Origin of the sequence: Streptococcus sp. oral taxon 058 str. F0407, assembly GCF_000235485.1 — a bacterium.
Classification (GTDB): Bacteria; Bacillota; Bacilli; order Lactobacillales; family Streptococcaceae; genus Streptococcus.
The window spans coordinates 465,555-487,533 of the sequence record NZ_JH378888.1 but is presented as its reverse complement, the minus strand read 5'-3'; the positions used below and the strand labels follow the sequence as shown (position 1 = coordinate 487,533).

At 40.8% G+C, this 21,979-nt stretch carries 22 protein-coding genes; 20 read left to right on the top strand and 2 right to left on the bottom strand.

The genetic code is table 11. The annotated features are described in order from the left end of the window. The first annotated feature begins 68 nt into the window (after positions 1-68). From rpsA to HMPREF9184_RS06810, 10 genes are all read left to right on the top strand, one after another. Entirely contained in the window at positions 69-1,271 is a 1,203-nt protein-coding gene (gene rpsA, locus HMPREF9184_RS06855) for a 30S ribosomal protein S1 (protein ID WP_001001617.1), read from the top strand. Positions 1,272-1,353: 82 nt separating this feature from the next. After that, positions 1,354-1,851 carry a GAF domain-containing protein gene (locus HMPREF9184_RS06850; RefSeq protein ID WP_000887146.1) on the top strand — a complete coding sequence of 166 codons (498 nt, stop codon included), beginning with the start codon at positions 1,354-1,356 and terminating at the stop codon, positions 1,849-1,851. Next, entirely contained in the window at positions 1,851-3,509 is a 1,659-nt protein-coding gene (gene dnaX, locus HMPREF9184_RS06845; protein ID WP_000283842.1) for a DNA polymerase III subunit gamma/tau, read from the top strand. The genes HMPREF9184_RS06850 and dnaX overlap by 1 nt, the downstream gene beginning before the upstream one ends. A gap of 27 nt (positions 3,510-3,536) precedes the next feature. Beyond that, a complete protein-coding gene (locus HMPREF9184_RS06840) occupies positions 3,537-3,731 on the top strand; it encodes a DUF3272 domain-containing protein (RefSeq protein WP_001081600.1) in 195 nt (64 codons plus the stop codon). 149 nt (positions 3,732-3,880) lie between these two features. Further along, positions 3,881-4,651, top strand: a complete 771-nt coding sequence (gene sufC / locus HMPREF9184_RS06835; protein ID WP_000114488.1) for a Fe-S cluster assembly ATPase SufC — start codon at positions 3,881-3,883, stop codon at positions 4,649-4,651. A gap of 27 nt (positions 4,652-4,678) precedes the next feature. Continuing rightward, positions 4,679-5,941 (top strand): Fe-S cluster assembly protein SufD, encoded by a 1,263-nt coding sequence (gene sufD / locus HMPREF9184_RS06830; protein ID WP_000159840.1) that lies wholly within the window; start codon positions 4,679-4,681, stop codon positions 5,939-5,941. A 10-nt stretch (positions 5,942-5,951) separates the two neighbouring features. Beyond that, positions 5,952-7,178, top strand: a complete 1,227-nt coding sequence (locus HMPREF9184_RS06825; RefSeq protein ID WP_000887704.1) for a cysteine desulfurase — start codon at positions 5,952-5,954, stop codon at positions 7,176-7,178. Next, the gene (sufU, locus tag HMPREF9184_RS06820; RefSeq protein WP_001218472.1) at positions 7,165-7,605 is read left to right on the top strand and encodes a Fe-S cluster assembly sulfur transfer protein SufU; all 441 of its coding nucleotides are present in this window, start codon (positions 7,165-7,167) and stop codon (positions 7,603-7,605) included. Before HMPREF9184_RS06825 ends, sufU begins: the two co-directional genes overlap by 14 nt. Positions 7,606-7,640: 35 nt before the next feature. Next, a complete protein-coding gene (gene sufB, locus HMPREF9184_RS06815) occupies positions 7,641-9,053 on the top strand; it encodes a Fe-S cluster assembly protein SufB (RefSeq protein ID WP_000797070.1) in 1,413 nt (470 codons plus the stop codon). 126 nt (positions 9,054-9,179) lie between these two features. Next, positions 9,180-10,577 carry an APC family permease gene (locus HMPREF9184_RS06810; protein WP_001020293.1) on the top strand — a complete coding sequence of 466 codons (1,398 nt, stop codon included), beginning with the start codon at positions 9,180-9,182 and terminating at the stop codon, positions 10,575-10,577. Positions 10,578-10,601: 24 nt separating this feature from the next. On the opposite strand, the gene HMPREF9184_RS06805 is transcribed toward HMPREF9184_RS06810, so the two are convergent. Continuing rightward, on the bottom strand, positions 10,602-11,456 hold the full coding sequence (locus tag HMPREF9184_RS06805; RefSeq protein ID WP_000619965.1) for a YitT family protein: 855 nt from the start codon (positions 11,454-11,456) through the stop codon (positions 10,602-10,604). A gap of 143 nt (positions 11,457-11,599) precedes the next feature. On the opposite strand from HMPREF9184_RS06805, the gene HMPREF9184_RS06800 reads away from it, so the two are divergent. Both HMPREF9184_RS06800 and HMPREF9184_RS06795 read left to right on the top strand, forming a co-directional pair. Beyond that, a complete protein-coding gene (locus HMPREF9184_RS06800) occupies positions 11,600-12,436 on the top strand; it encodes a DegV family protein (RefSeq protein ID WP_000616892.1) in 837 nt (278 codons plus the stop codon). Between the two features lie 107 nt (positions 12,437-12,543). Further along, on the top strand, positions 12,544-12,819 hold the full coding sequence (locus HMPREF9184_RS06795) for an HU family DNA-binding protein (RefSeq protein ID WP_001284636.1): 276 nt from the start codon (positions 12,544-12,546) through the stop codon (positions 12,817-12,819). A 264-nt stretch (positions 12,820-13,083) separates the two neighbouring features. On the opposite strand, the gene HMPREF9184_RS06790 is transcribed toward HMPREF9184_RS06795, so the two are convergent. Next, positions 13,084-14,070, bottom strand: a complete 987-nt coding sequence (locus HMPREF9184_RS06790) for an L-lactate dehydrogenase (RefSeq protein WP_000204720.1) — start codon at positions 14,068-14,070, stop codon at positions 13,084-13,086. A 193-nt stretch (positions 14,071-14,263) separates the two neighbouring features. Here HMPREF9184_RS06790 and gyrA point away from each other — a divergent pair, with 193 nt between their 5' ends. The 8 genes from gyrA to HMPREF9184_RS06750 all read left to right on the top strand — a co-directional run bounded on the left by gyrA (position 14,264) and on the right by HMPREF9184_RS06750 (position 21,932). After that, complete coding sequence (gene gyrA / locus HMPREF9184_RS06785; RefSeq protein ID WP_001154034.1) at positions 14,264-16,732, top strand: DNA gyrase subunit A; 2,469 nt, start codon at positions 14,264-14,266, stop codon at positions 16,730-16,732. Further along, positions 16,732-17,472: a class A sortase gene (locus HMPREF9184_RS06780; RefSeq protein ID WP_000019636.1), complete on the top strand. Its 741-nt coding sequence runs from the start codon at positions 16,732-16,734 to the stop codon at positions 17,470-17,472. The genes gyrA and HMPREF9184_RS06780 overlap by 1 nt, the downstream gene beginning before the upstream one ends. 74 nt (positions 17,473-17,546) lie before the next feature. Then, positions 17,547-17,963 (top strand): hypothetical protein, encoded by a 417-nt coding sequence (locus tag HMPREF9184_RS06775; RefSeq protein ID WP_000464451.1) that lies wholly within the window; start codon positions 17,547-17,549, stop codon positions 17,961-17,963. 26 nt (positions 17,964-17,989) lie between these two features. Continuing rightward, entirely contained in the window at positions 17,990-18,619 is a 630-nt protein-coding gene (locus HMPREF9184_RS06770) for a hypothetical protein (protein ID WP_000359637.1), read from the top strand. Positions 18,620-18,860: 241 nt separating this feature from the next. After that, complete coding sequence (locus HMPREF9184_RS06765) at positions 18,861-19,202, top strand: hypothetical protein (RefSeq protein WP_001016376.1); 342 nt, start codon at positions 18,861-18,863, stop codon at positions 19,200-19,202. A gap of 78 nt (positions 19,203-19,280) precedes the next feature. Continuing rightward, positions 19,281-19,580, top strand: a complete 300-nt coding sequence (locus HMPREF9184_RS06760; protein WP_232196696.1) for a hypothetical protein — start codon at positions 19,281-19,283, stop codon at positions 19,578-19,580. Positions 19,581-19,703: 123 nt separating this feature from the next. After that, the gene (locus HMPREF9184_RS06755; RefSeq protein WP_000254768.1) at positions 19,704-20,501 is read left to right on the top strand and encodes a formate/nitrite transporter family protein; all 798 of its coding nucleotides are present in this window, start codon (positions 19,704-19,706) and stop codon (positions 20,499-20,501) included. A 150-nt stretch (positions 20,502-20,651) separates the two neighbouring features. Then, positions 20,652-21,932, top strand: coding sequence for an O-acetylhomoserine aminocarboxypropyltransferase/cysteine synthase family protein (locus HMPREF9184_RS06750; protein WP_000196325.1), 1,281 nt, complete (start codon positions 20,652-20,654; stop codon positions 21,930-21,932). The last annotated feature ends 47 nt before the right edge of the window (positions 21,933-21,979 follow it).

Here is a 21,979-nt window from a genome sequence, read left to right as displayed (position 1 = left end):
GTGCTTAGGAAAAAAATTATAAGTATGTCAAGTTTTGGAAAAGACTTGATTGTTGGAGGATTTTTTAGATGAACGAATTTGAAGATTTGCTAAATAGCGTTAGCCAAGTTGAGCCTGGTGATGTTGTTAGTGCTGAAGTATTGACAGTTGATGCGACTCAAGCTAACGTTGCAATCTCTGGGACTGGTGTTGAAGGTGTCTTGACTCTTCGCGAATTGACAAACGATCGCGATGCAGATATCAATGACTTTGTTAAAGTAGGAGAAGTATTGGATGTTCTTGTACTTCGTCAAGTAGTTGGTAAAGATACTGATACAGTTACATACCTTGTATCTAAAAAACGCCTTGAAGCTCGCAAAGCATGGGACAAACTTGTTGGACGCGAAGAAGAAGTTGTTACTGTTAAAGGAACTCGTGCTGTTAAAGGTGGACTTTCAGTAGAATTTGAAGGTGTTCGTGGATTTATCCCAGCTTCAATGTTGGATACTCGTTTCGTACGTAACACTGAGCGTTTCGTAGGTCAAGAATTTGATGCTAAAATCAAAGAAGTTGATCCTAAAGAAAACCGCTTCATCCTTTCACGTCGTGAAGTTGTTGAAGCAGCTACTGCAGCAGCTCGTGCTGAAGTATTCGGTAAATTGGCTGTTGGTGATGTAGTAACTGGTAAAGTTGCTCGTATCACAAGCTTCGGTGCTTTCATCGACCTTGGTGGTGTTGACGGATTGGTTCACTTGACTGAATTGTCACATGAACGTAACGTTTCACCTAAATCTGTTGTAACTGTTGGTGAAGAAATCGAAGTGAAGATCCTTGATCTTAACGAAGAAGAAGGACGCGTATCCCTTTCACTTAAAGCAACAACACCTGGACCATGGGATGGCGTTGAGCAAAAATTGGCTAAAGGTGATGTAGTAGAAGGAACAGTTAAACGTTTGACTGACTTCGGTGCATTTGTTGAAGTATTGCCAGGTATCGATGGACTTGTTCACGTATCACAAATTTCACACAAACGTATCGAAAATCCAAAAGAAGCTCTTACTGTTGGTCAGGAAGTTACTGTTAAAGTCCTTGATGTTAACGCTGATGCAGAACGTGTTTCACTTTCTATCAAAGCTCTTGAAGAACGTCCAGCTCAAGAAGAAGGACAAAAAGAAGAGAAACGTGCTGCTCGTCCTCGTCGTCCAAAACGTCAAGAAAAACGTGATTTCGAACTTCCAGAAACACAAACAGGATTCTCAATGGCTGACTTGTTCGGTGATATCGAACTTTAATCAAATTGATAATCGCAAAATCCTTTGTTTAAAACAAGGGATTTTTCTTTTGTCTCTTTCTCATTTTTGATATAATAGTTCTATGTTAGATTCAGAAAAACAATCACAATATCAACTGTTAAATGAGGAACTCTCTTATTTACTAGAAGGTGAGACCAATGTTCTTGCCAATCTTTCAAATGCTAGTGCCCTCCTAAAATCTCGCTTTCCGAATACTGTATTTTCAGGTTTTTATCTGTTTGATGGAAATGAGTTGGTACTAGGTCCTTTTCAGGGTGGTGTTTCTTGCATTCGTATCCCACTTGGAAAAGGCGTGTGTGGAGAAGCTGCTGAGTTTCAGGAGACTGTTTTAGTAGGGGATGTGAGCACCTATCCAAACTACATTTCTTGTGATGGTCATGCCAAGAGTGAAATCGTAGTCCCTATGCTCAAGAATGGAAGATTAGTCGGAGTCTTAGACTTGGATTCTTCTCTTATCGATGATTACAATGCTATTGATCGTGATTACTTGGAACAATTTGTCGCTATTTTGCTTGAGAAGACAGAATGGGACTTTACGATGTTTGAGGAGAAAGCCTAATGTATCAAGCACTTTATCGAAAATATAGAAGTCAGACTTTCTCACAACTAGTAGGGCAAGAGGTTGTGGCTAAAACCCTAAAACAAGCAGTTGAGCAGGAAAAAATTAGTCACGCTTATCTTTTCTCAGGACCTCGTGGAACTGGGAAAACCAGTGTCGCCAAGATTTTTGCTAAGGCCATGAACTGCCCAAACCAAGTGGATGGAGAACCATGTAATAACTGTTATATCTGTCAGGCAGTGACAGAAGGTAGCCTAGAAGATGTTATCGAAATGGATGCGGCTTCGAACAATGGTGTTGATGAAATTCGTGAAATTCGTGATAAATCTACCTATGCTCCAAGCTTGGCTCGTTATAAGGTCTACATTATCGACGAGGTTCATATGCTGTCTACGGGAGCCTTTAATGCGCTTTTGAAGACCCTTGAAGAACCAACTCAGAATGTTGTCTTTATTTTGGCAACCACTGAATTGCACAAGATTCCTGCGACGATTTTATCTCGTGTTCAACGTTTTGAGTTTAAATCGATTCGAACGCAAGATATCATGGCTCATATTTATCATATTTTAGAAAAAGAAAATATCAGTTCTGAACCAGAGGCAGTAGAAATCATTGCTAGACGAGCTGAAGGTGGGATGCGGGATGCCTTGTCTATTCTGGATCAGGCCTTAAGTTTGACTCAAGGGAATGCTTTAACTACAGCTATTTCTGAGGAGATTACAGGCACTATTAGTCTATCAGCTCTAGATGACTATGTGGCGGCCTTGTCCCAACAGGATGTTCCAAAAGCTCTTGATGCTTTGAATCTTTTGTTTGAAAATGGCAAGAGCATGACTCGGTTTGTGACGGATCTCTTGCAGTATTTGCGTGATTTACTGGTTGTTCAGACAGGTGGCGAAAATACTCATCATAGTCCAGTTTTTATGGACAATCTAGCTCTTTCTCAGGAAAGTCTCTTTGAAATGATTCGTCTAGCGACAGTGAGTCTAGCAGATATGAAGGCCAGCCTGCAACCTAAGATTTACGCTGAGATGATGACCATTCGTTTAGCGGAAATCAAACCTGAATCTGTGCTTTCAGGAGCTGTTGAAAGTGAAATTTCTGCACTGAGACAGGAAGTCGCCCGTCTCAAACAAGAACTTGCCAATGTGGGCACAGCTCCTAAACCAGCTGCGGCAGTTCCTAGTCGTCCAGCCCCTTCCAAGACAGTCTATCGAGTGGATCGCAACAAAGTTCAGTCTATCCTGCAAGAAGCTGTCGAAAATCCTGTTTTGGCACGACAAAACTTGATTCGCCTCCAGAATGCGTGGGGAGAAGTGATTGAAAGTTTAGCTGGACCTGATAAGGCTCTTCTTGTAGGTTCTCAGCCAGTTGCGGCCAATGAACACCATGCTATTTTAGCCTTTGAGTCTAATTTCAATGCTGGTCAAACCATGAAACGTGATAACCTCAATACCATGTTCGGCAATATTCTCAGCCAAGCAGCTGGATTTTCACCTGAGATTCTGGCTATTTCCCTAGAGGAATGGAAAGAAGTTCGAGCAGCATTTTCAGCTAAAAACAAGTCTCCTCAAGCTGATCAAGAGGTGGAAGAAGAGAGTCTGATTCCAGAAGGATTTGAATTTCTGGCTGATAAAGTCATGGTTGAAGAAGACTAAAAATGGATTTCATGGTACAATAATCTTATGAATAGACAACAATTTATCATAATAGCATTATTCACGGCTGCCGAGACTTATTTTTTCAATGAAGCTTGGATGACTGGTCGCTACATTATGGCAGCTTTTTGGGCCATTCTGCTCTTTCGAAATTTTAGGTTAAGTTATGTGATGGGAAAAATCGTAGATGCTATTGATCAACACTTAAACCGCAAGGATTAGCCCCAGCTTCTAGACAAAATCAAAGCCTTTTAGGCTTTTTTTTGTTATACTAGTAGGGTATATTTATTGACCTTTTGTCCTATTTTTTAGGGATTGTAAGCAATTTCCTAAGGTATTGAGCAAAATGTTTGAAAAAGAAAGGAACTATCATGTCAGTATTAGAGATCAAAGATCTTCACGTTGAGATTGAAGGAAAAGAAATTTTGAAAGGAGTCAATCTGACTCTGAAAACAGGAGAAATCGCAGCTATCATGGGACCAAATGGTACAGGTAAATCGACTCTTTCTGCAGCTATCATGGGGAACCCTAACTATGAAGTTACTAAAGGTGAGGTCTTGTTTGATGGCGTAAACATCCTTGAGTTGGAAGTAGACGAGCGCGCTCGTATGGGACTTTTCCTTGCTATGCAGTACCCATCAGAAATCCCAGGAATTACTAACGCAGAGTTTCTTCGTGCAGCCATGAATGCTGGTAAAGAAGATGATGAAAAGATTTCAGTTCGTGAGTTTATCACTAAACTAGATGAGAAAATGGAATTGCTCAACATGAAAGAAGAAATGGCAGAGCGTTACCTCAACGAAGGTTTCTCTGGTGGTGAGAAAAAACGTAATGAAATTCTTCAACTCTTGATGTTGGAGCCTACATTTGCCCTTTTGGATGAGATTGACTCTGGTCTTGATATTGATGCCCTTAAAGTCGTATCGAAAGGTGTGAATGCTATGCGTGGTGAAGGCTTTGGTGCCATGATCATCACTCACTACCAACGTCTCTTGAACTACATCACACCAGACGTGGTACACGTGATGATGGAAGGTCGTGTTGTCCTTTCTGGTGGTCCAGAATTGGCTGCTCGTTTGGAACGTGAAGGATACGCAAAACTAGCTGATGAACTTGGCTATGACTACAAGGAAGAATTGTAATTCCCTCGTATCTTTTAGGAGAAGTAAATGACTAAAGAAACTATTAAACTTTTTTCAGAAATGCACGCTGAACCAAACTGGTTAGCTGACCTCCGTCAAAAAGCTTTTGATAAGATTGAGAGTTTGGAATTACCAGTTATCGAGCGTGTGAAATTTCACCGTTGGAATCTGGGAGATGGTACGATTACAGAAAGCGAACCATCAGCAAATGTTCCAGATTTTACAGCTCTAGACAATCACTTGAAATTGGTTCAAGTAGGCACCCAAACAGTTTTTGAACAAATTCCAGTTAAGTTGGCTGAGCAAGGTGTAGTCTTTACAGACTTCCACTCAGCTTTAGAAGAAATTCCAGAACTTATCGAGGAGTTCTTCATGTCATCAGTCAAGTACGATGATGATAAGTTGGCGGCCTACCACACAGCTTACTTTAATAGTGGCGCTGTTCTCTACATTCCTGATAATGTTGAAATTGCTGAACCAATCGAAGGGATTTTCTACCAAGATAGCGACAGCGATGTGCCGTTTAACAAGCATATTATGATTATCGCTGGCAAAAACTCTAAAATAAGCTATCTTGAACGCCTAGAGTCACGAGGTGGAGGCAGTGCAAAAGCAACTGCCAATATCACAGTTGAAGTGATTGCTCGTTCTGGTGCGCAAGTGAAATTTGCAGCCATTGACCGTTTAGGTGAAAATGTGACTGCCTACATTAGCCGTCGTGGTAAACTAGGCAACGATGCAAGCATTGACTGGGCAATCGGTGTCATGAACGAAGGGAATGTCGTTGCGGACTTTGATAGCGACTTGATTGGTAATGGTAGCCATGCTGACCTTAAAGTCGTAGCTCTTTCAAGTGGCCGTCAGGTGCAAGGGATTGATACTCGCGTAACAAACTACGGTTGCAACTCTATTGGAAATATCCTCCAACATGGCGTTATTCTTGAGAAAGCAACCTTGACCTTCAACGGTATAGGTCACATCATCAAGGGAGCTAAGGGAGCAGATGCCCAACAAGAAAGTCGTGTTCTCATGCTTTCAGACCAAGCTCGTTCAGATGCCAACCCAATTCTTTTGATTGATGAAAATGACGTTACTGCAGGGCACGCAGCTTCTATCGGTCAGGTAGATCCTGAAGACATGTACTACCTCATGAGCCGTGGCTTGGACAAGGCAACTGCAGAGCGTTTGGTTGTTCGTGGTTTCCTTGGCTCTGTTATCGTGGAGATTCCAGTCAAGGAAGTTCGTGATGAAATGATTGCAACCATCGAAGAAAAATTGTCAAAACGCTAAGGGGAAACCGATGTTAGATGTAGAAGCGATTCGCAAGGATTTTCCAATTTTAGACCAGATTGTTAACGATGAACCTCTGGTCTATTTGGACAATGCTGCGACGACACAAAAACCACTAGCAGTTCTGGAAACAATCAACCGCTACTATGAGCAGGACAATGCCAATGTTCACCGTGGGGTTCATACTTTGGCGGAACGGGCGACAGCTTCTTATGAAGCTGCTCGTGAAACCATTCGTAAGTTTATCAACGCAGGTTCGACAAAGGAAGTTCTCTTCACCAGAGGAACGACAACCAGTCTTAACTGGGTGGCACGCTTCGCTGAGGAAGTTTTAACTGAGAGGGACCAGGTCTTGATTTCCGTCATGGAACACCATTCCAACATCATCCCTTGGCAGGAGGCCTGTCGCAAGACTGGAGCGGAGCTTGTCTATGTTTATCTCAAAGACGGAGCCTTGGATATGGAGGACTTGCGAGCTAAACTGACGGACAAGGTCAAGTTTGTTTCGCTAGCTCATGCCTCCAATGTTCTTGGTGTGGTTAATCCTATCAAAGAAATCACTCAGATGGCCCACCAAGTTGGAGCTATCATGGTAGTGGATGGAGCACAATCTACACCTCATATGAAGATTGATGTCCAGGACTTGGATGTAGACTTTTTTGCCTTTTCAGGTCACAAGATGGCTGGTCCAACTGGTATTGGTGTCCTTTACGGTAAAGAAAAGTATCTGGAACAAATGTCACCAGTAGAATTCGGCGGCGAAATGATTGATTTTGTTTATGAGCAATCTGCTAGTTGGAAGGAATTGCCTTGGAAATTCGAGGCTGGAACTCCTAACATGGCAGGTGCTATTGGACTTGCTGCTGCAGTGGATTATTTGGAAAAGATTGGTATGGATGCGATTGAAGCCCATGAACAGGAACTGATTGCATACGTTTATCCAAAACTACAGGCGATTGAAGGACTGACTATTTATGGTTCGCAAGACCTGGCTCAACGTTCAGGTGTCATTGCCTTCAACCTAGGGGATCTTCATCCTCATGATCTTGCTACAGCATTAGATTATGAAGGAGTGGCTGTTCGTGCTGGTCACCATTGCGCCCAACCTTTGCTTCAGTATTTGGAAGTCCCAGCAACAGCTCGTGTAAGTTTTTATATCTACAATACCAAGGCAGATTGTGACAAACTAGTCGATGCTTTACAAAAGACAAAGGAGTTTTTCAATGGCACTTTCTAAACTAGATAGCCTTTATATGGCAGTGGTGGCAGACCATTCGAAAAATCCACATCACCAAGGGAAGCTGGAAGATGCTGAGCAAATCAGCCTCAATAATCCAACCTGTGGGGATGTCATCAACCTCTCTGTCAAGTTTGACGCAGAGGACCGTTTGGAAGATATTGCTTTTCTAAATTCAGGATGCACGATTTCAACTGCCTCTGCTAGTATGATGACAGATGCAGTTTTAGGCAAGACCAAACAAGAAATTTTAGAGCTTGCGACCATTTTTTCAGAAATGGTTCAAGGTCAAAAAGATGACCTCCAAGACCAACTTGGCGATGCAGCTTTCTTATCAGGTGTTGCCAAATTCCCACAACGGATTAAGTGTGCAACTCTAGCTTGGAATGCCCTTAAGAAGACAATTGAAAATCAAGAAGATAAATAAGAAACATAGAAATATATAATGAAAGAAAGGATATTATGGCTGAAGAAAGAGTAGAACCAAAACCAATTGACCTTGGTGAATATAAATTTGGTTTCCATGATGATGTAGAGCCTGTCCTATCGACAGGAAAAGGACTCAACGAAGGTGTTATTCGTGAATTATCTGCTGCCAAGGGTGAGCCTGAGTGGATGTTAGAATTTCGATTGAAATCTTACGAAACCTTTAAGAAAATGCCCATGCAAACTTGGGGGGCAGACTTGTCAGAGATTGACTTTGATGACTTAATCTACTACCAAAAACCATCTGACAAACCAGCTCGTTCATGGGATGAAGTTCCTGAAAAAATCAAAGAAACCTTTGAACGTATCGGGATTCCAGAAGCTGAACGTGCCTACCTAGCTGGAGCTTCTGCTCAGTACGAGTCAGAAGTGGTTTACCACAACATGAAGGAAGAGTTTGAGAAGTTAGGCATTATCTTTACAGATACAGATTCTGCCCTCAAGGAATACCCAGACTTGTTTAAACAATACTTCGCTAAGTTGGTACCACCGACAGATAACAAGTTGGCAGCCCTCAACTCGGCAGTATGGTCTGGTGGAACCTTTATCTACGTACCAAAAGGTGTCAAGGTTGATATTCCGCTTCAAACTTACTTCCGTATCAACAACGAAAATACAGGTCAGTTTGAGCGTACCTTGATTATCGTTGATGAAGGAGCAAGTGTTCACTACGTAGAAGGCTGTACAGCACCAACTTACTCAAGCAACAGCTTGCATGCAGCCATTGTAGAAATCTTTGCTTTGGACGGAGCTTATATGCGTTATACAACTATCCAAAACTGGTCTGATAACGTTTATAACTTGGTAACCAAACGCGCCAAAGCCTTGAAAGATGCAACTGTTGAGTGGATTGATGGGAACTTGGGTGCCAAAACGACTATGAAATACCCATCTGTTTACCTTGATGGAGAAGGGGCTCGTGGTACCATGCTCTCTATCGCCTTTGCTAATGCTGGGCAACACCAAGACACGGGTGCTAAGATGATCCACAATGCTCCACATACCAGCTCGTCTATCGTGTCAAAATCCATTGCTAAAGGCGGAGGAAAGGTTGACTATCGTGGACAAGTAACCTTTAATAAAAATTCTAAGAAATCTGTCTCTCACATCGAGTGTGACACCATTATCATGGATGACTTGTCAGCGTCAGATACCATTCCATTTAATGAAATCCATAACTCGCAAGTTGCTTTGGAACACGAAGCCAAAGTTTCTAAGATTTCTGAAGAACAATTGTATTACCTCATGAGTCGTGGTTTATCAGAATCCGAGGCAACTGAGATGATTGTCATGGGATTTGTAGAACCCTTCACTAAAGAACTTCCAATGGAATACGCAGTTGAGCTCAACCGCTTGATTAGCTATGAAATGGAAGGATCAGTTGGGTAAGAATATGCAGAATCTGAACAGGAAATCTTCCTGTTCAGAATTTTTTTCAAAAAAGGACCTAATAAATATTCACAAATATACTTTTATGTGGTAAAATAAAACAATTACAATTTGTGGAGATGAAGTATGAATATTTTTAGAACAAAGGATGTTAGTCTGGGACGGACAGAAATGCGTCGCCATTTGAAATTATGGGATTTGATTTTATTAGGAATCGGTGCCATGGTAGGGACGGGAATTTTCACCATTACAGGAACGGCGGCAGCAACACTTGCTGGTCCGTCACTGGTTGTATCCATTGTGATTTCTGCCCTGTGTGTTTCTTTATCTGCCCTCTTTTTCGCAGAATTTGCCTCTCGTGTGCCTGCAACAGGAGGTGCTTATAGTTATCTCTATGCGATCTTAGGCGAATTACCAGCTTGGATTGCCGGCTGGTTGACCATCATGGAATTCATGACAGCTGTTTCAGGCGTGGCGTCTGGCTGGGCAGCTTACTTCAAGGGCTTGCTCAGTAATTATGGTATTTCCATGCCCCAAGCTTTGAATGGCACCTTTAATCCTGAACAGGGGACCTATATCGATCTTTTACCTATTTTGGTGCTTACTTTGGTAACAGGAGTAGTTTTATTGAATTCCAAGGCAGCCTTGCGCTTTAATTCGCTTCTAGTAGTCTTGAAATTCTCTGCTCTGGCTCTGTTCATCCTAGTTGGGATTTGGCACATCAAACCTGAAAATTGGTTAAATTTTGCTCCCTTTGGCTTTGGTCAGCTTTATGGCGGAAGTACTGGGATTATGGCAGGAGCCTCTTTGATGTTCTTTGGTTTTCTCGGTTTTGAGTCGATTTCAATGGCAGTTGATGAAATTCAAAGTCCACAAAAAAATATTCCTCGTGGAATAGTGCTTTCTCTGTCAATCGTAACCATTCTCTATGCTTTGGTAACCCTAGTATTGACAGGGATTGTTCACTACAGTAAGCTCAATGTGGATGACGCAGTAGCCTTCTCATTGCGTAGTATTGGGATTGGTTGGGCCGCCAACTATGTTTCACTCGTAGCCATTCTAACCCTGATAACCGTATGTATTTCCATGACCTACGCTCTATCTCGAATGATTTACAGCCTAGCGCGTGATGGGCTTTTTCCTCAAAGCTTCAAACAACTAAGTAAAAGCAGCCGAGTTCCAAAGAATGCGACCATCTTAACAGGGGTTGCTTCAGCCATTGCTGCGGGTATTTTCCCCTTGGCAAGTATTGCCGCCTTTCTAAATATCTGTACACTAGCCTATCTCATTTTGTTAGCCTACGGAATAATAAAACTCAGAAAGGAGAAGGGCATGCCAAAAGATGGAGAGTTCAAAACTCCTTTAGTGCCGCTTTTGCCAATCCTTTCCATTCTTATCTGTCTTTCCTTTATGCTTCAGTACACCAAGGAAACATGGATTGCCTTTGGACTTGCTTTGGCGGTTGGACTAGTGATTTACTTTACTTATGGCTATCGTCACTCTACACTTTCTGAAGAAAAATAAAAGCTGGAAAAATTTCCCAGCTTTTTATCTATTTTCTTTTTTGAAAGTGAATCCTTCGCCTAGTATTTCATGAGCTTCGGTGATAGTGATAAAGGCTTGGGGATCGACTTTGTGAATCATATCCTTCATTTTAACGATTTCATTTCGACCAACGATACAATAAATGATTTTCAAATCTTTCTTACTGTAGTAGCCCTGACCAGAGATATAGGTCACGCCACGTCCTAGCTCTTCATTGATTTTATCAGCCAATTGCTCAGGATACTGAGTGATAATCATAAATCCTTTACCAGCATAGCCCCCTTCCCCAATCAAGTCGATAACACGAGCGATGATAAAATCAAACAAGAGAGTATAGGTGACCAAACGAAGGTCCTGGAAGATGATTAAAATCAACATTAGGATAAAAAAGTCAATCCCAAAGAGTAATTTACCAATCGAAATATTGGTGTATTTGTTGAGGATACGGGCAACGATATCTGATCCTCCAGTTGTACCTCCAGCGTTAAAAATAATTCCTAAACCGACTCCCAGTAAAACACCCGAAACCAAGGAAACGATAATGAGATCCCCTTGTAAGTCAAACTGTAAAGGAATTCTTTCAAAGACTGCAAGCCAGACAGAGAGGGAGATAGTTCCCAAAAGACTGGAATAGAGGGTTCTGGGACCAAATATTTTCCATGCTAGGATAAATAAAGGAATATTTATCAAGAGGTTCATCAATGAGACAGGAATTTTAAAGAGATAGAAGGTGATCAATGTGATACCAGTTGCTCCGCCTTCAAACAAATGGTGAGGAACTACAAAATAGGTAAGACCAAAGGCATAAATAGCTGCCCCAAGTATGATAGTAATAATAGGCTGAACTTTTCGGATCATGACTTTTCCTCGCTTTTCTATAGATAGATTATACCAAAATTCCAAGCTTTTTCATTGGATTCATTATGATTTTTTAACAATTTTTTGATATAATAAAAGTGATAAATCCCTATCTTATTGAGAAGAATAGAAAGATTGAAGATATGATACAAGTAAAAATTGTAACTGATTCCTCTGTTACTATTGAACCAGAAGTAGTTAAAGAATTAAATATCACCGTTGTTCCTTTATCTGTGATGATTGATGGTACCCTTTATTCTGATGCAGATTTGAAAGAAGGGGAATTCCTTCATCTTATGCAGCAAAGTAAAAACCTGCCCAAAACCAGTCAGCCTCCAGTGGGAGTATTTGCTGAAGTTTTTGAAGAACTAGGTAAAGACGGCAGTCAGATACTCGCTATTCACATGTCCCATGCCTTGTCTGGAACCGTTGAAGCTGCTCGCCAAGGGGCAAGTCTCTCAACTGCTGATGTGACCGTTATTGATAGTTCTTTTACAGATCAGGCGATGAAGTTTCAAGTTGTTGAAGCTGCTAAACTTGCCCAAGAAGGCAAAGATTTAGAAACCATCTTGGCATGTGTGGAAGAGGTCAAGAAACATACTGAACTCTATATCGGTGTTTCAACATTAGAAAACCTAGTTAAGGGTGGACGTATCGGACGTGTGACAGGCTTGCTCAGTTCTCTGTTGAATATTCGTGTCGTCATGCAAATGAAGGAGCATGAACTGCAACCTATTGTAAAGGGGCGCGGTGCTAAGACATTTAAAAAATGGCTTGATGAATTAGCAGAGACACTTTCTCATAAATCTGTTGCAGAAATTGGAATATCCTACGCTGGTACTAAAGAATGGGCCAATGAGATGAAGAATGTTTTACAAACTTATGTCGAAAAACCAATCTCAGTACTGGAAACGGGCTCTATCATTCAGACCCATACAGGTGAAAATGCATGGGCTATCTTAGTTCGATATCATTCCTAAAAAAATAGAGAAAAATCGTTAGAAATAGCGTTTTTGACTTGACCTGTGGGCAATTTTAGGATATGATTATATTTGTTAATTAGAAATTATTTGGAGGAATTATTAACATGGCAAACAAACAAGATTTGATCGCTAAAGTAGCAGAAGCTACAGAATTGACTAAGAAAGATTCAGCAGCAGCAGTTGACGCTGTATTCGCAGCAGTAACTGAATACCTTGCAGCTGGTGAAAAGGTTCAATTGATCGGTTTTGGTAACTTTGAAGTTCGTGAGCGTGCTGCACGTAAAGGTCGTAACCCACAAACTGGTAAAGAAATCAAAATCGCAGCTTCTAAAGTTCCAGCATTCAAAGCTGGTAAAGCTCTTAAAGACGCTGTTAAATAATGAATTTAGAAAAAGCCTATTGTATCAAGCTTCATTGCTTGGTCGATAGGCTTTTTTCTTGTTTTGGGGCATTTTTGGGGCAAAGGCTAATACTTTTCCATGACATCTGCCACGGTTGATTTCATTCGTTTAGTTATATATGTATAAATTTAGGTGTTTTTTCAATCGAGTATTTAATATAATATATAACTTCTGAGATAAGTAGTCTTTTGAAAAATTTATAGTAAAAGAAAAAGGTCCTCATGTATGAGAACCTTCTTTTAATTAATTTTTAGAAGCTGCTTGGAATTCAGGATTTTTCCATGCTTCATCAATGATTGCTTGCAATTCTTTAGCAGATGCTTGCATTTTTTGAGTTTCCGCGTCGTTCAATGGGATGTTTACTGGACGAACGATACCGTGTGCACCAACAACTGCTGGTTGACCGATAAAGACGTTTTCAACTCCGTATTGACCCTCTTGGAAGACTGAAAGTGGAAGTACTGCATTTTCGTCATCAAGAATTGCTTTTGTGATACGAGCGAGTGCTACGGCGATACCATAGTATGTAGCTCCTTTTTTGTTGATGATTGTGTAAGCAGCATCACGAACACCTTCGAACAATTCAATCAATTCAGCTTCTTGAACGTTTTGAGTGTCTTTAAGGAATTCTTCAAGGTTTACACCAGCGATGTTGGCATGTGACCAAACTGCAAATTCAGAATCTCCGTGTTCACCCATGATGTAGGCGTGAACAGAACGAGCATCAACATCCAATTTTTCAGCAAGTGCTTGACGGAAACGAGCTGAGTCAAGTGAAGTACCTGAACCGATAACACGTTCTTTAGGGAATCCAGAGAATTTCCAAGTTGAGTAAGTCAAAACGTCAACTGGGTTAGCTGCTACAAGGAAGATACCATCAAAACCTGATTCAACAACTTGTGTTACGATTGATTTGTTGATAGCCAAGTTTTTACCTACAAGGTCAAGGCGAGTTTCACCTGGTTTTTGAGGAGCACCTGCAGTGATAACAACAAGGTCAGCATCTGCACAGTCAGAGTATTGAGCAGCGTAGATTTTTTTAGGTGAAGTGAAGGCAAGGGCGTGACTAAGGTCAAGTGCATCACCAACAGCTTTTTCGTGTAATTGTGGAATTTCGATAATTCCAAGCTCTTGTGCAATTCCTTGGTTAACAAGTGCGAAAGCGTAAGATGAACCTACGGCACCGTCACCAACAAGGATCACTTTTTTGTGTTGTTTAGTTGAAGTCATTATCTAAACATCTCCTTCATTTTTTTTAGGGGAATCCCCAGACACTTTCATTCTATCACTTTTAAAAAGCTTTGTCACGAATATTCTATTCGGTTATCAATGTAAACGTTTTAGTAGTTTCAGATGCCTGAAATAAAGGACATTTTATGGTATAATATATCTAATTACTAATAGTGAAATGAGGCATTTATTAATGCAGGATAGAAATTTAGTGAATGTCAATCTGACAAAGGAGATGAAGACCAGCTTTATCGATTACGCCATGAGTGTTATCGTAGCGCGTGCTCTTCCTGATGTTCGAGATGGCTTAAAACCTGTTCACCGTCGTATTCTTTATGGAATGAATGAACTAGGTGTTACACCAGATAAACCTCATAAAAAGTCAGCCCGTATTACAGGGGATGTTATGGGTAAATACCACCCACACGGAGATTCATCTATTTACGAAGCCATGGTTCGTATGGCTCAGTGGTGGAGCTACCGTTACATGCTTGTTGATGGGCATGGAAACTTTGGTTCTATGGACGGGGACGGTGCTGCCGCGCAGCGGTACACTGAGGCACGTATGAGCAAGATTGCTCTGGAAATGCTTCGTGACATCAATAAAAACACAGTTGATTTCGTAGATAACTACGATGCCAATGAACGTGAACCCTTGGTCTTGCCAGCTCGTTTTCCAAACCTTTTGGTCAATGGGGCTACTGGGATTGCTGTTGGGATGGCTACCAACATTCCTCCTCACAACCTGGGCGAAACTATTGATGCGGTGAAGCTCGTCATGGACAATCCAGATGTGACTACTAAGGACTTGATGGAAGTCTTGCCTGGTCCAGATTTTCCAACAGGTGCTCTCGTCATGGGAAAATCAGGAATCCATAAGGCTTATGAGACCGGTAAAGGCTCCATTGTCCTTCGTTCTCGAACAGAGATTGAAACCACTAAGACGGGTCGTGAGCGTATCGTTGTAACGGAATTTCCTTATATGGTTAATAAAACCAAGGTGCATGAGCATATTGTTCGCTTAGTACAAGAAAAACGGATTGAGGGCATTACAGCAGTCCGTGATGAGTCCAACCGTGAAGGGGTTCGTTTTGTGATCGAGGTCAAACGTGATGCTTCTGCCAATGTTATCCTTAACAATCTCTTCAAGATGACCCAGATGCAAACCAATTTTGGTTTTAATATGCTGGCGATTCAAAACGGTGTACCGAAGATCTTGTCCCTTCGTCAAATCTTGGATGCTTATATCGAGCACCAAAAAGAAGTAGTTGTTCGTCGTACACGTTTTGACAAGGAAAAAGCAGAAGCGCGGGCACATATCTTAGAAGGTCTTTTAATCGCGCTAGACCATATCGATGAAGTAATTCGTATCATTCGTGCCAGTGAAACAGATGCGGAAGCGCAAGCTGAGTTGATGAGCAAGTTCAAACTTTCTGAACGTCAAAGCCAAGCTATCCTTGATATGCGTCTTCGTCGTTTGACAGGATTGGAACGCGATAAGATTCAGTCTGAGTATGATGAATTGATCGCCTTGATTGCAGATTTGGCCGATATTCTTGCCAAACCAGATCGTGTGGCGCAAATCATCAAAGACGAATTGGACGAAGTCAAACGCAAGTTTGGTGACAAGCGTCGTACCGAGTTGATGGTCGGAGAGGTCTTGACTCTTGAAGATGAAGATTTGATTGAGGAGACGGATGTCTTGATTACCCTTTCTAACAAGGGCTATATCAAACGTTTGGACCAAGGTGAGTTCACTGCTCAAAAACGTGGTGGTCGTGGAGTCCAAGGTACTGGGGTTAAGGATGATGACTTTGTACGTGAGTTGGTTTCAACCAGCACTCATGATCATCTGCTCTTCTTTACCAATAAAGGGCGCGTCTATCGCCTTAAGGGCTATGAAATTCCTGAATATGGTCGTACAGCCAAGGGATTGCCTGTTGTCAATCTTTTGAAGTTGGACGAAGGCGAAAGCATTCAGACCATCATCAACATTGATTCTGAACGCAGTGATGACGCATATCTCTTCTTTACAACTCGTCACGGTGTCGTGAAGAGAACCAGTGTCAAAGAATTCGCCAATATTCGTCAAAATGGACTTAAGGCCTTGAATCTCAAGGATGAAGATGAACTGATTAACGTCTTGCTGACAGAAGAAGACACAGATATTATCATTGGTACCAAGTTTGGTTATGCTGTTCGCTTTAATCAATCAGCCGTTCGTGGCATGAGCCGTATCGCGACAGGTGTTCGAGGAGTTAACCTTCGAGAAGGAGATACAGTAGTTGGAGCTAGTGTGATTACTGATCAGGACGAGGTCCTTATCATCACTGAAAAAGGTTATGGTAAACGTACTCTTGCAACTGAATATCCAACTAAAGGCCGTGGTGGTAAAGGGATGAAGACAGCCAATGTTGCTGAAAAGAATGGTCCTCTTGCAGGCCTCCTCACTGTTAAAGGAGATGAAGACCTGATGATTATCACGGATACAGGTGTCATGATTCGTACAAATGTTGCCAATATTTCACAAACAGGACGCTCAACGATGGGAGTTAAGGTGATGCGTCTAGACCAAGATGCCAAGATTGTGACCTTCACAACGGTTGCTGCAGCAGAAAAAGAAGAGGTAGCAACAGAAGAGAAAACAGAGGATGAAGCATAATGTCTCACAGAAAAATGAAGAAGAATAATCGTAAAAATATACTAATCAATATTTTAGCCGGTTTCTTGATTCTTCTTTCCCTAGCCTTGATTTTTAATTCAAAGATTCGAGATCTCTTTATGGTTTGGAATACCAATAAATACCAAGTCAGTCAGGTGACTAAGGAAAAGATTGAAGAGAACAAAGAGACAGAGGGAAATTTCGATTTTGATTCTGTCAAATCCATCTCATCAGAAGCGGTGTTAGCTGCCCAGTGGGATGCTCAACAACTTCCAGTCATAGGAGGGATTGCCATTCCTGAAGTAGAGATTAACCTGCCCATTTTTAAAGGTTTGGATAATGTAAACTTGTTCTACGGGGCAGGGACCATGAAAGCAAATCAGAAAATGGGGGAAGGCAACTATTCACTAGCCAGCCACCATATCTTTACTGCTGAAAATGCAAGTCAAATGCTCTTTTCGCCTTTGGTCAATGCCAAAGCGGGGATGAAAATTTATCTGACTGATAAAGATAAAGTATACACCTATGAGATTCGTGAGGTGAAGCACGTAACGCCTGATCGCGTTGACGAAATTGAAGACCGTGATGGTATCAAAGAAATCACATTGGTAACCTGTGTCGACTATAATGCGACAGAGCGGATTATTGTTAAAGGTGATTTTAAAGAAGTTAAAGCATATTCTGAAACATCTGATGATATCCTAAACGCCTTTAATCAGCCATATAAACAACGTTATTAACCTCAAAAACCAGTGAATTGTATTTTTCGCTGGTTTTTTGTCAAATAGAACCGTCTGCCAAAGGAGAATAATACATGTTCGAATATTTTTGGATTGGAATGAAAACGATGTGGGAAGGTCCTGTCTTTAGTTTTGCCTTTTACTTATTAACCTCTATTCTTTTACTAATCTTTTGGCGACGTTTTATAATTGTCCGTCGTAGTGGTGGTAATTTTTTTGCCCCGTTTCACATTGCCAATGGGAGACTTTATATTCACAATGCTTTCGCATTTGTGAAGCGAATCATTCCACTGAATAACATCAAAAGGATTGAAGTCAAATATATTCGCAGTGTTAAATTGAATGGGGTAAAATATCTTTTGTGTATTGAACAGAAAGACAGAAAGACTCTATCATTTTTCTTTGGCAAATCAAAACAGAATGATATGCTTGTCAAGAATCTAAAGAATGAAACTAAAAACTACCATATTAGAATTGTAAGTGATAGATAAGTGTTTAGCTTAAGAAAGGAATGACCATGGATAAACTACAAGAAGTCAGACAAAATGAACAGTTAAGGGTCTTACTGATGACCGAGTGTGATATTTATTTTTATGACAATGTAAGTGAAGTCCAGTTTTCAGGGAACAATGAGGAATACTCTCTTGCCTGTAGGGCATTTGCTCAAGACGGTAGTGGGGGCGAATATGTTTTTCTCGAAGATAATAGCATAGGCTTTATCGGAAGTGAGGGCCAAGTGGGAAGAGTAGCAGAAAGTCTGGATGACTTACTGACATTTCTACTTCACGCAGGTTGTATTTCGGGTTTTAGTTGTCGGTATCTTTATCAGAACACAGATTTATTGAAAGCATTTTGTAAAGGTTATGTGGCTAAAATACGAGAAAGCTATCAGACTAAGCAGGAAAATTGGGATCTGGTACGAGGAAATATGGCTCAAAAACTATCACTTGATTTCAATCCCCAAAAACTAGAAAAAGTAGCCATGACATTTTACCGAGCAGCGACAAGGGAGCCTGTCTTTTCCTGTAAGTATATCGATGGGGAAGAAGAGTATACCTGCGATCCAGTTTTGTCGGACATTGTAGGCTTGTGGACGACAGAACTTGTAGGTATGAGTAGAGAAGAAATCGAAAACTATAAAATTTGATAATGTAAGATGATCATTCAGCTTTAATGGTATCTTTTCAATGTGAGAGGAAGTTGGTCAGTAGGTTGAAAGATTTATCGTATGATATTCCTGGGAGAAATTGCCAATATGGCTGGACATGGAATCTTCATAGGAAAATCGGGGAAGTGTTATTTTGGATACCATATTCCACATTTTAGAGAACTAGGTTAAGATGAGGTATAGGACTTTTACAGCAGGAAAAATAGAATAGGAGCTGACAATGAATCATCAGATTGACTTGGTACTTCCCAACCTATACGCAGAATTCTTGAGCAAAATCGACAAAGCAGGAGACTTTGTAATAGAGAATACAGGTATTACCTTATATTCGAGGTTAGATTTGTTAGAAAGAAACTCCACCTACCAAATAGAAGAGTGGGAACCAGATTTTTTCCTGATTGGGCAAGATGGGGATATCGCTTTTTTTATAAAGAAAGATTCTGACGATACCATTTATATGAATGATTTGGGGGCATTAGGCTCACTGGAAATGAAACCCATATCTTTGAATATTTTCGAGTTTGTGCAACAAGCAAGTGAACATTATGATGATATGTTTTAATCGTTGCAAGCATATTTGGAGAGTGAAAAATGAATTTTGATGAGAGTTTGCAGCAAATATACTTATGAGTATGAAGGAGTGATCTTTGTTTGGGACGAGGAGCCTGATTGTGGATTTATGGATAAAGTTCAGTTGTTAGCAAAAAATTATCGGAAAAATATCAATAGAATCATCAACTTCATGCTTGCTGATCTTAAGGAAATGTATGGAGATGTCAGTGAGGAAGATGTGAAGAACAAGCTGGGGAAACCTATCATTGACTACAATCAAGGAACAGTTAGTTATTGTGAGCAAACCTTCGATGACTGGCATCTATTTGAGTTTGAATTTTTAGATGATCAATTTGAAAAGTTGAAGTGTTTTTCTGTTAATGGATAAAGGAGAGATTTATGGAATTCCCAATACCTTGATTTTCTTTGTAGAAAACGGATACAAGAAAGGCTTTTCAAAATGCGTGTTTTATGTTATAATATTCACAAATAAAAGTTTTAGGAGTTTTCTATGGTCTCATCAGAATTTATCTCAAAAATTGAATTTGCTTGCAAGAAGAAAGAAAGTCTTTATAATCAAAGCAAATTCAAATATGCGATTCGTTCCATGTTTGCAGGTGCATTCTTAACTTTCAGTACAGCTGCAGGTGCAGTTGGGGCTGACTTGATTAATAAAATAGCGCCAGGTAGTGGACGTTTTCTCTTTCCATTCGTTTTTGCCTGGGGATTGGCCTACATTGTTTTCTTAAATGCTGAGTTGGTAACTTCAAACATGATGTTCTTGACAGCTGGCAGTTTTTTGAAGAAAATTTCTTGGAGAAAAACAGCTGAGATTTTACTATACTGTACCTTGTTCAACCTCATCGGAGCTTTGATAGCAGGTTGGGGCTTTGCCCACTCAGCAGCCTATGCAAATCTGACCCATGATAGTTTCATCTCAGGGGTTGTAGAGATGAAGTTAGGCCGTTCCAATGAGCTAGTCTTGCTTGAAGGTATTTTAGCCAATATCTTCGTAAACATTGCTATTCTTTCATTCGTTTTGGTGAAAGACGGTAGGGCAAAACTTTGGCTTGTTTTGTCTGCAATTTACATGTTTGTATTCTTAACAAACGAACACATTGCTGCGAACTTTGCTTCTTTTGCGATTGTTAAGTTCAGTGTTGCAGCTGATTCCATCGCAAACTTTGACATTCCTAATATCCTTCGTCACTGGGGTGTAACCTTTGTCGGGAACTTTATCGGAGGAGGTCTCTTGATGGGATTACCATATGCCTTTCTCAATAAAAACGAAGATACTTATGTAGATTAAAGAAATGAGCACGAGTTAATCGTGCTTTTTTGTTTGAGATGTAAGACTAGTCATAGTTGTTCCTTATATCAAAATATAGAAAAACGATATTGGAAAAGGCTAGCCCAAGATGATACAATATCCGTAATGAAGCTATTTGGAGGTCGTCTTATGACTCGTGATTTTAAATTTGAAACTCTACAATTACATGCTGGGCAAGTAGTTGATCCAGCGACCAAATCTCGTGCAGTACCTATTTATCAAACAACATCTTTCGTTTTTGATGACACGCAGGAAGGTGCTGATTTGTTTGCCTTGAGAAAACCAGGCAATATCTATACTCGTATCACCAATCCTACAACAGCAGCCTTTGAGGAAAGAATCGCTGCTCTTGAAGGTGGTGTTGGAGCACTAGCGACAGCATCAGGTATGGCTGCTGTAACCTACACTATTTTGGCGCTTGCTCACGCAGGTGACCATGTGGTGGCTGCGTCAACTATTTACGGTGGGACTTTCAACCTCTTGAAAGAAACCCTTCCTCGTTATGGAATCACAACTACCTTTGTCGATGTGGATAATTTGGAAGAAGTGGAAGCAGCTATCAGTGACAATACCAAACTTGTCTTGATTGAAACCTTGGGGAATCCCTTGATTAACATTCCTGACTTGAAAAAATTGGCTGAGATTGCGCATAAACACAAGATTCCTCTCGTTTCGGACAATACTTTTGCCACACCATATTTGATTAACGTCTTCTCTCACGGTGTAGATATTGCCATTCATTCAGCAACTAAGTTTATCGGTGGGCATGGTACGACTATTGGTGGAGTGATTGTCGATAGTGGTCGTTTTGACTGGGAGGCTTCAGGGAAGTTCCCTCAATTTGTTGAGGAAGATCCGAGCTACCATAACTTGAGCTATACTCGGGATGTTGGTGCAGCGGCCTTTATTATTGCTGTTCGTGTTCAATTGCTTCGTGATACAGGCGCAGCCTTGTCGCCATTTAATGCCTTTCTCTTGCTCCAAGGACTTGAAACTCTTTCACTTCGTGTGGAACGCCATGTGCAAAATGCAGAGAAAATTGTTGATTTCCTTGTCAACCATCCTAAGGTTGAAAAAGTTAACTATCCAAAGCTTGCTGACAGTCCATATCATGCCTTGGCTGAGAAATATTTGCCAAAAGGCGTGGGTTCAATCTTTACCTTCCATGTTAAAGGTGGAGAGGCAGAAGCTCGCAAGCTCATTGATAATTTGGAAATCTTCTCTGACCTTGCAAACGTAGCAGATGCCAAATCGCTTGTTGTCCATCCAGCGACAACCACTCACGGTCAGTTGTCAGAAAAAGATCTAGAAGCGGCAGGTATCACACCAAACCAAATCCGCTTGTCTATCGGTCTTGAAAATGTAGATGATCTGATTGAAGATTTGCGTTTGGCCTTGGAAAAAGTTTAAGGTAAGACAGATAAACAGTGGGTTTCGACTCACTGTTTTTGATTTTC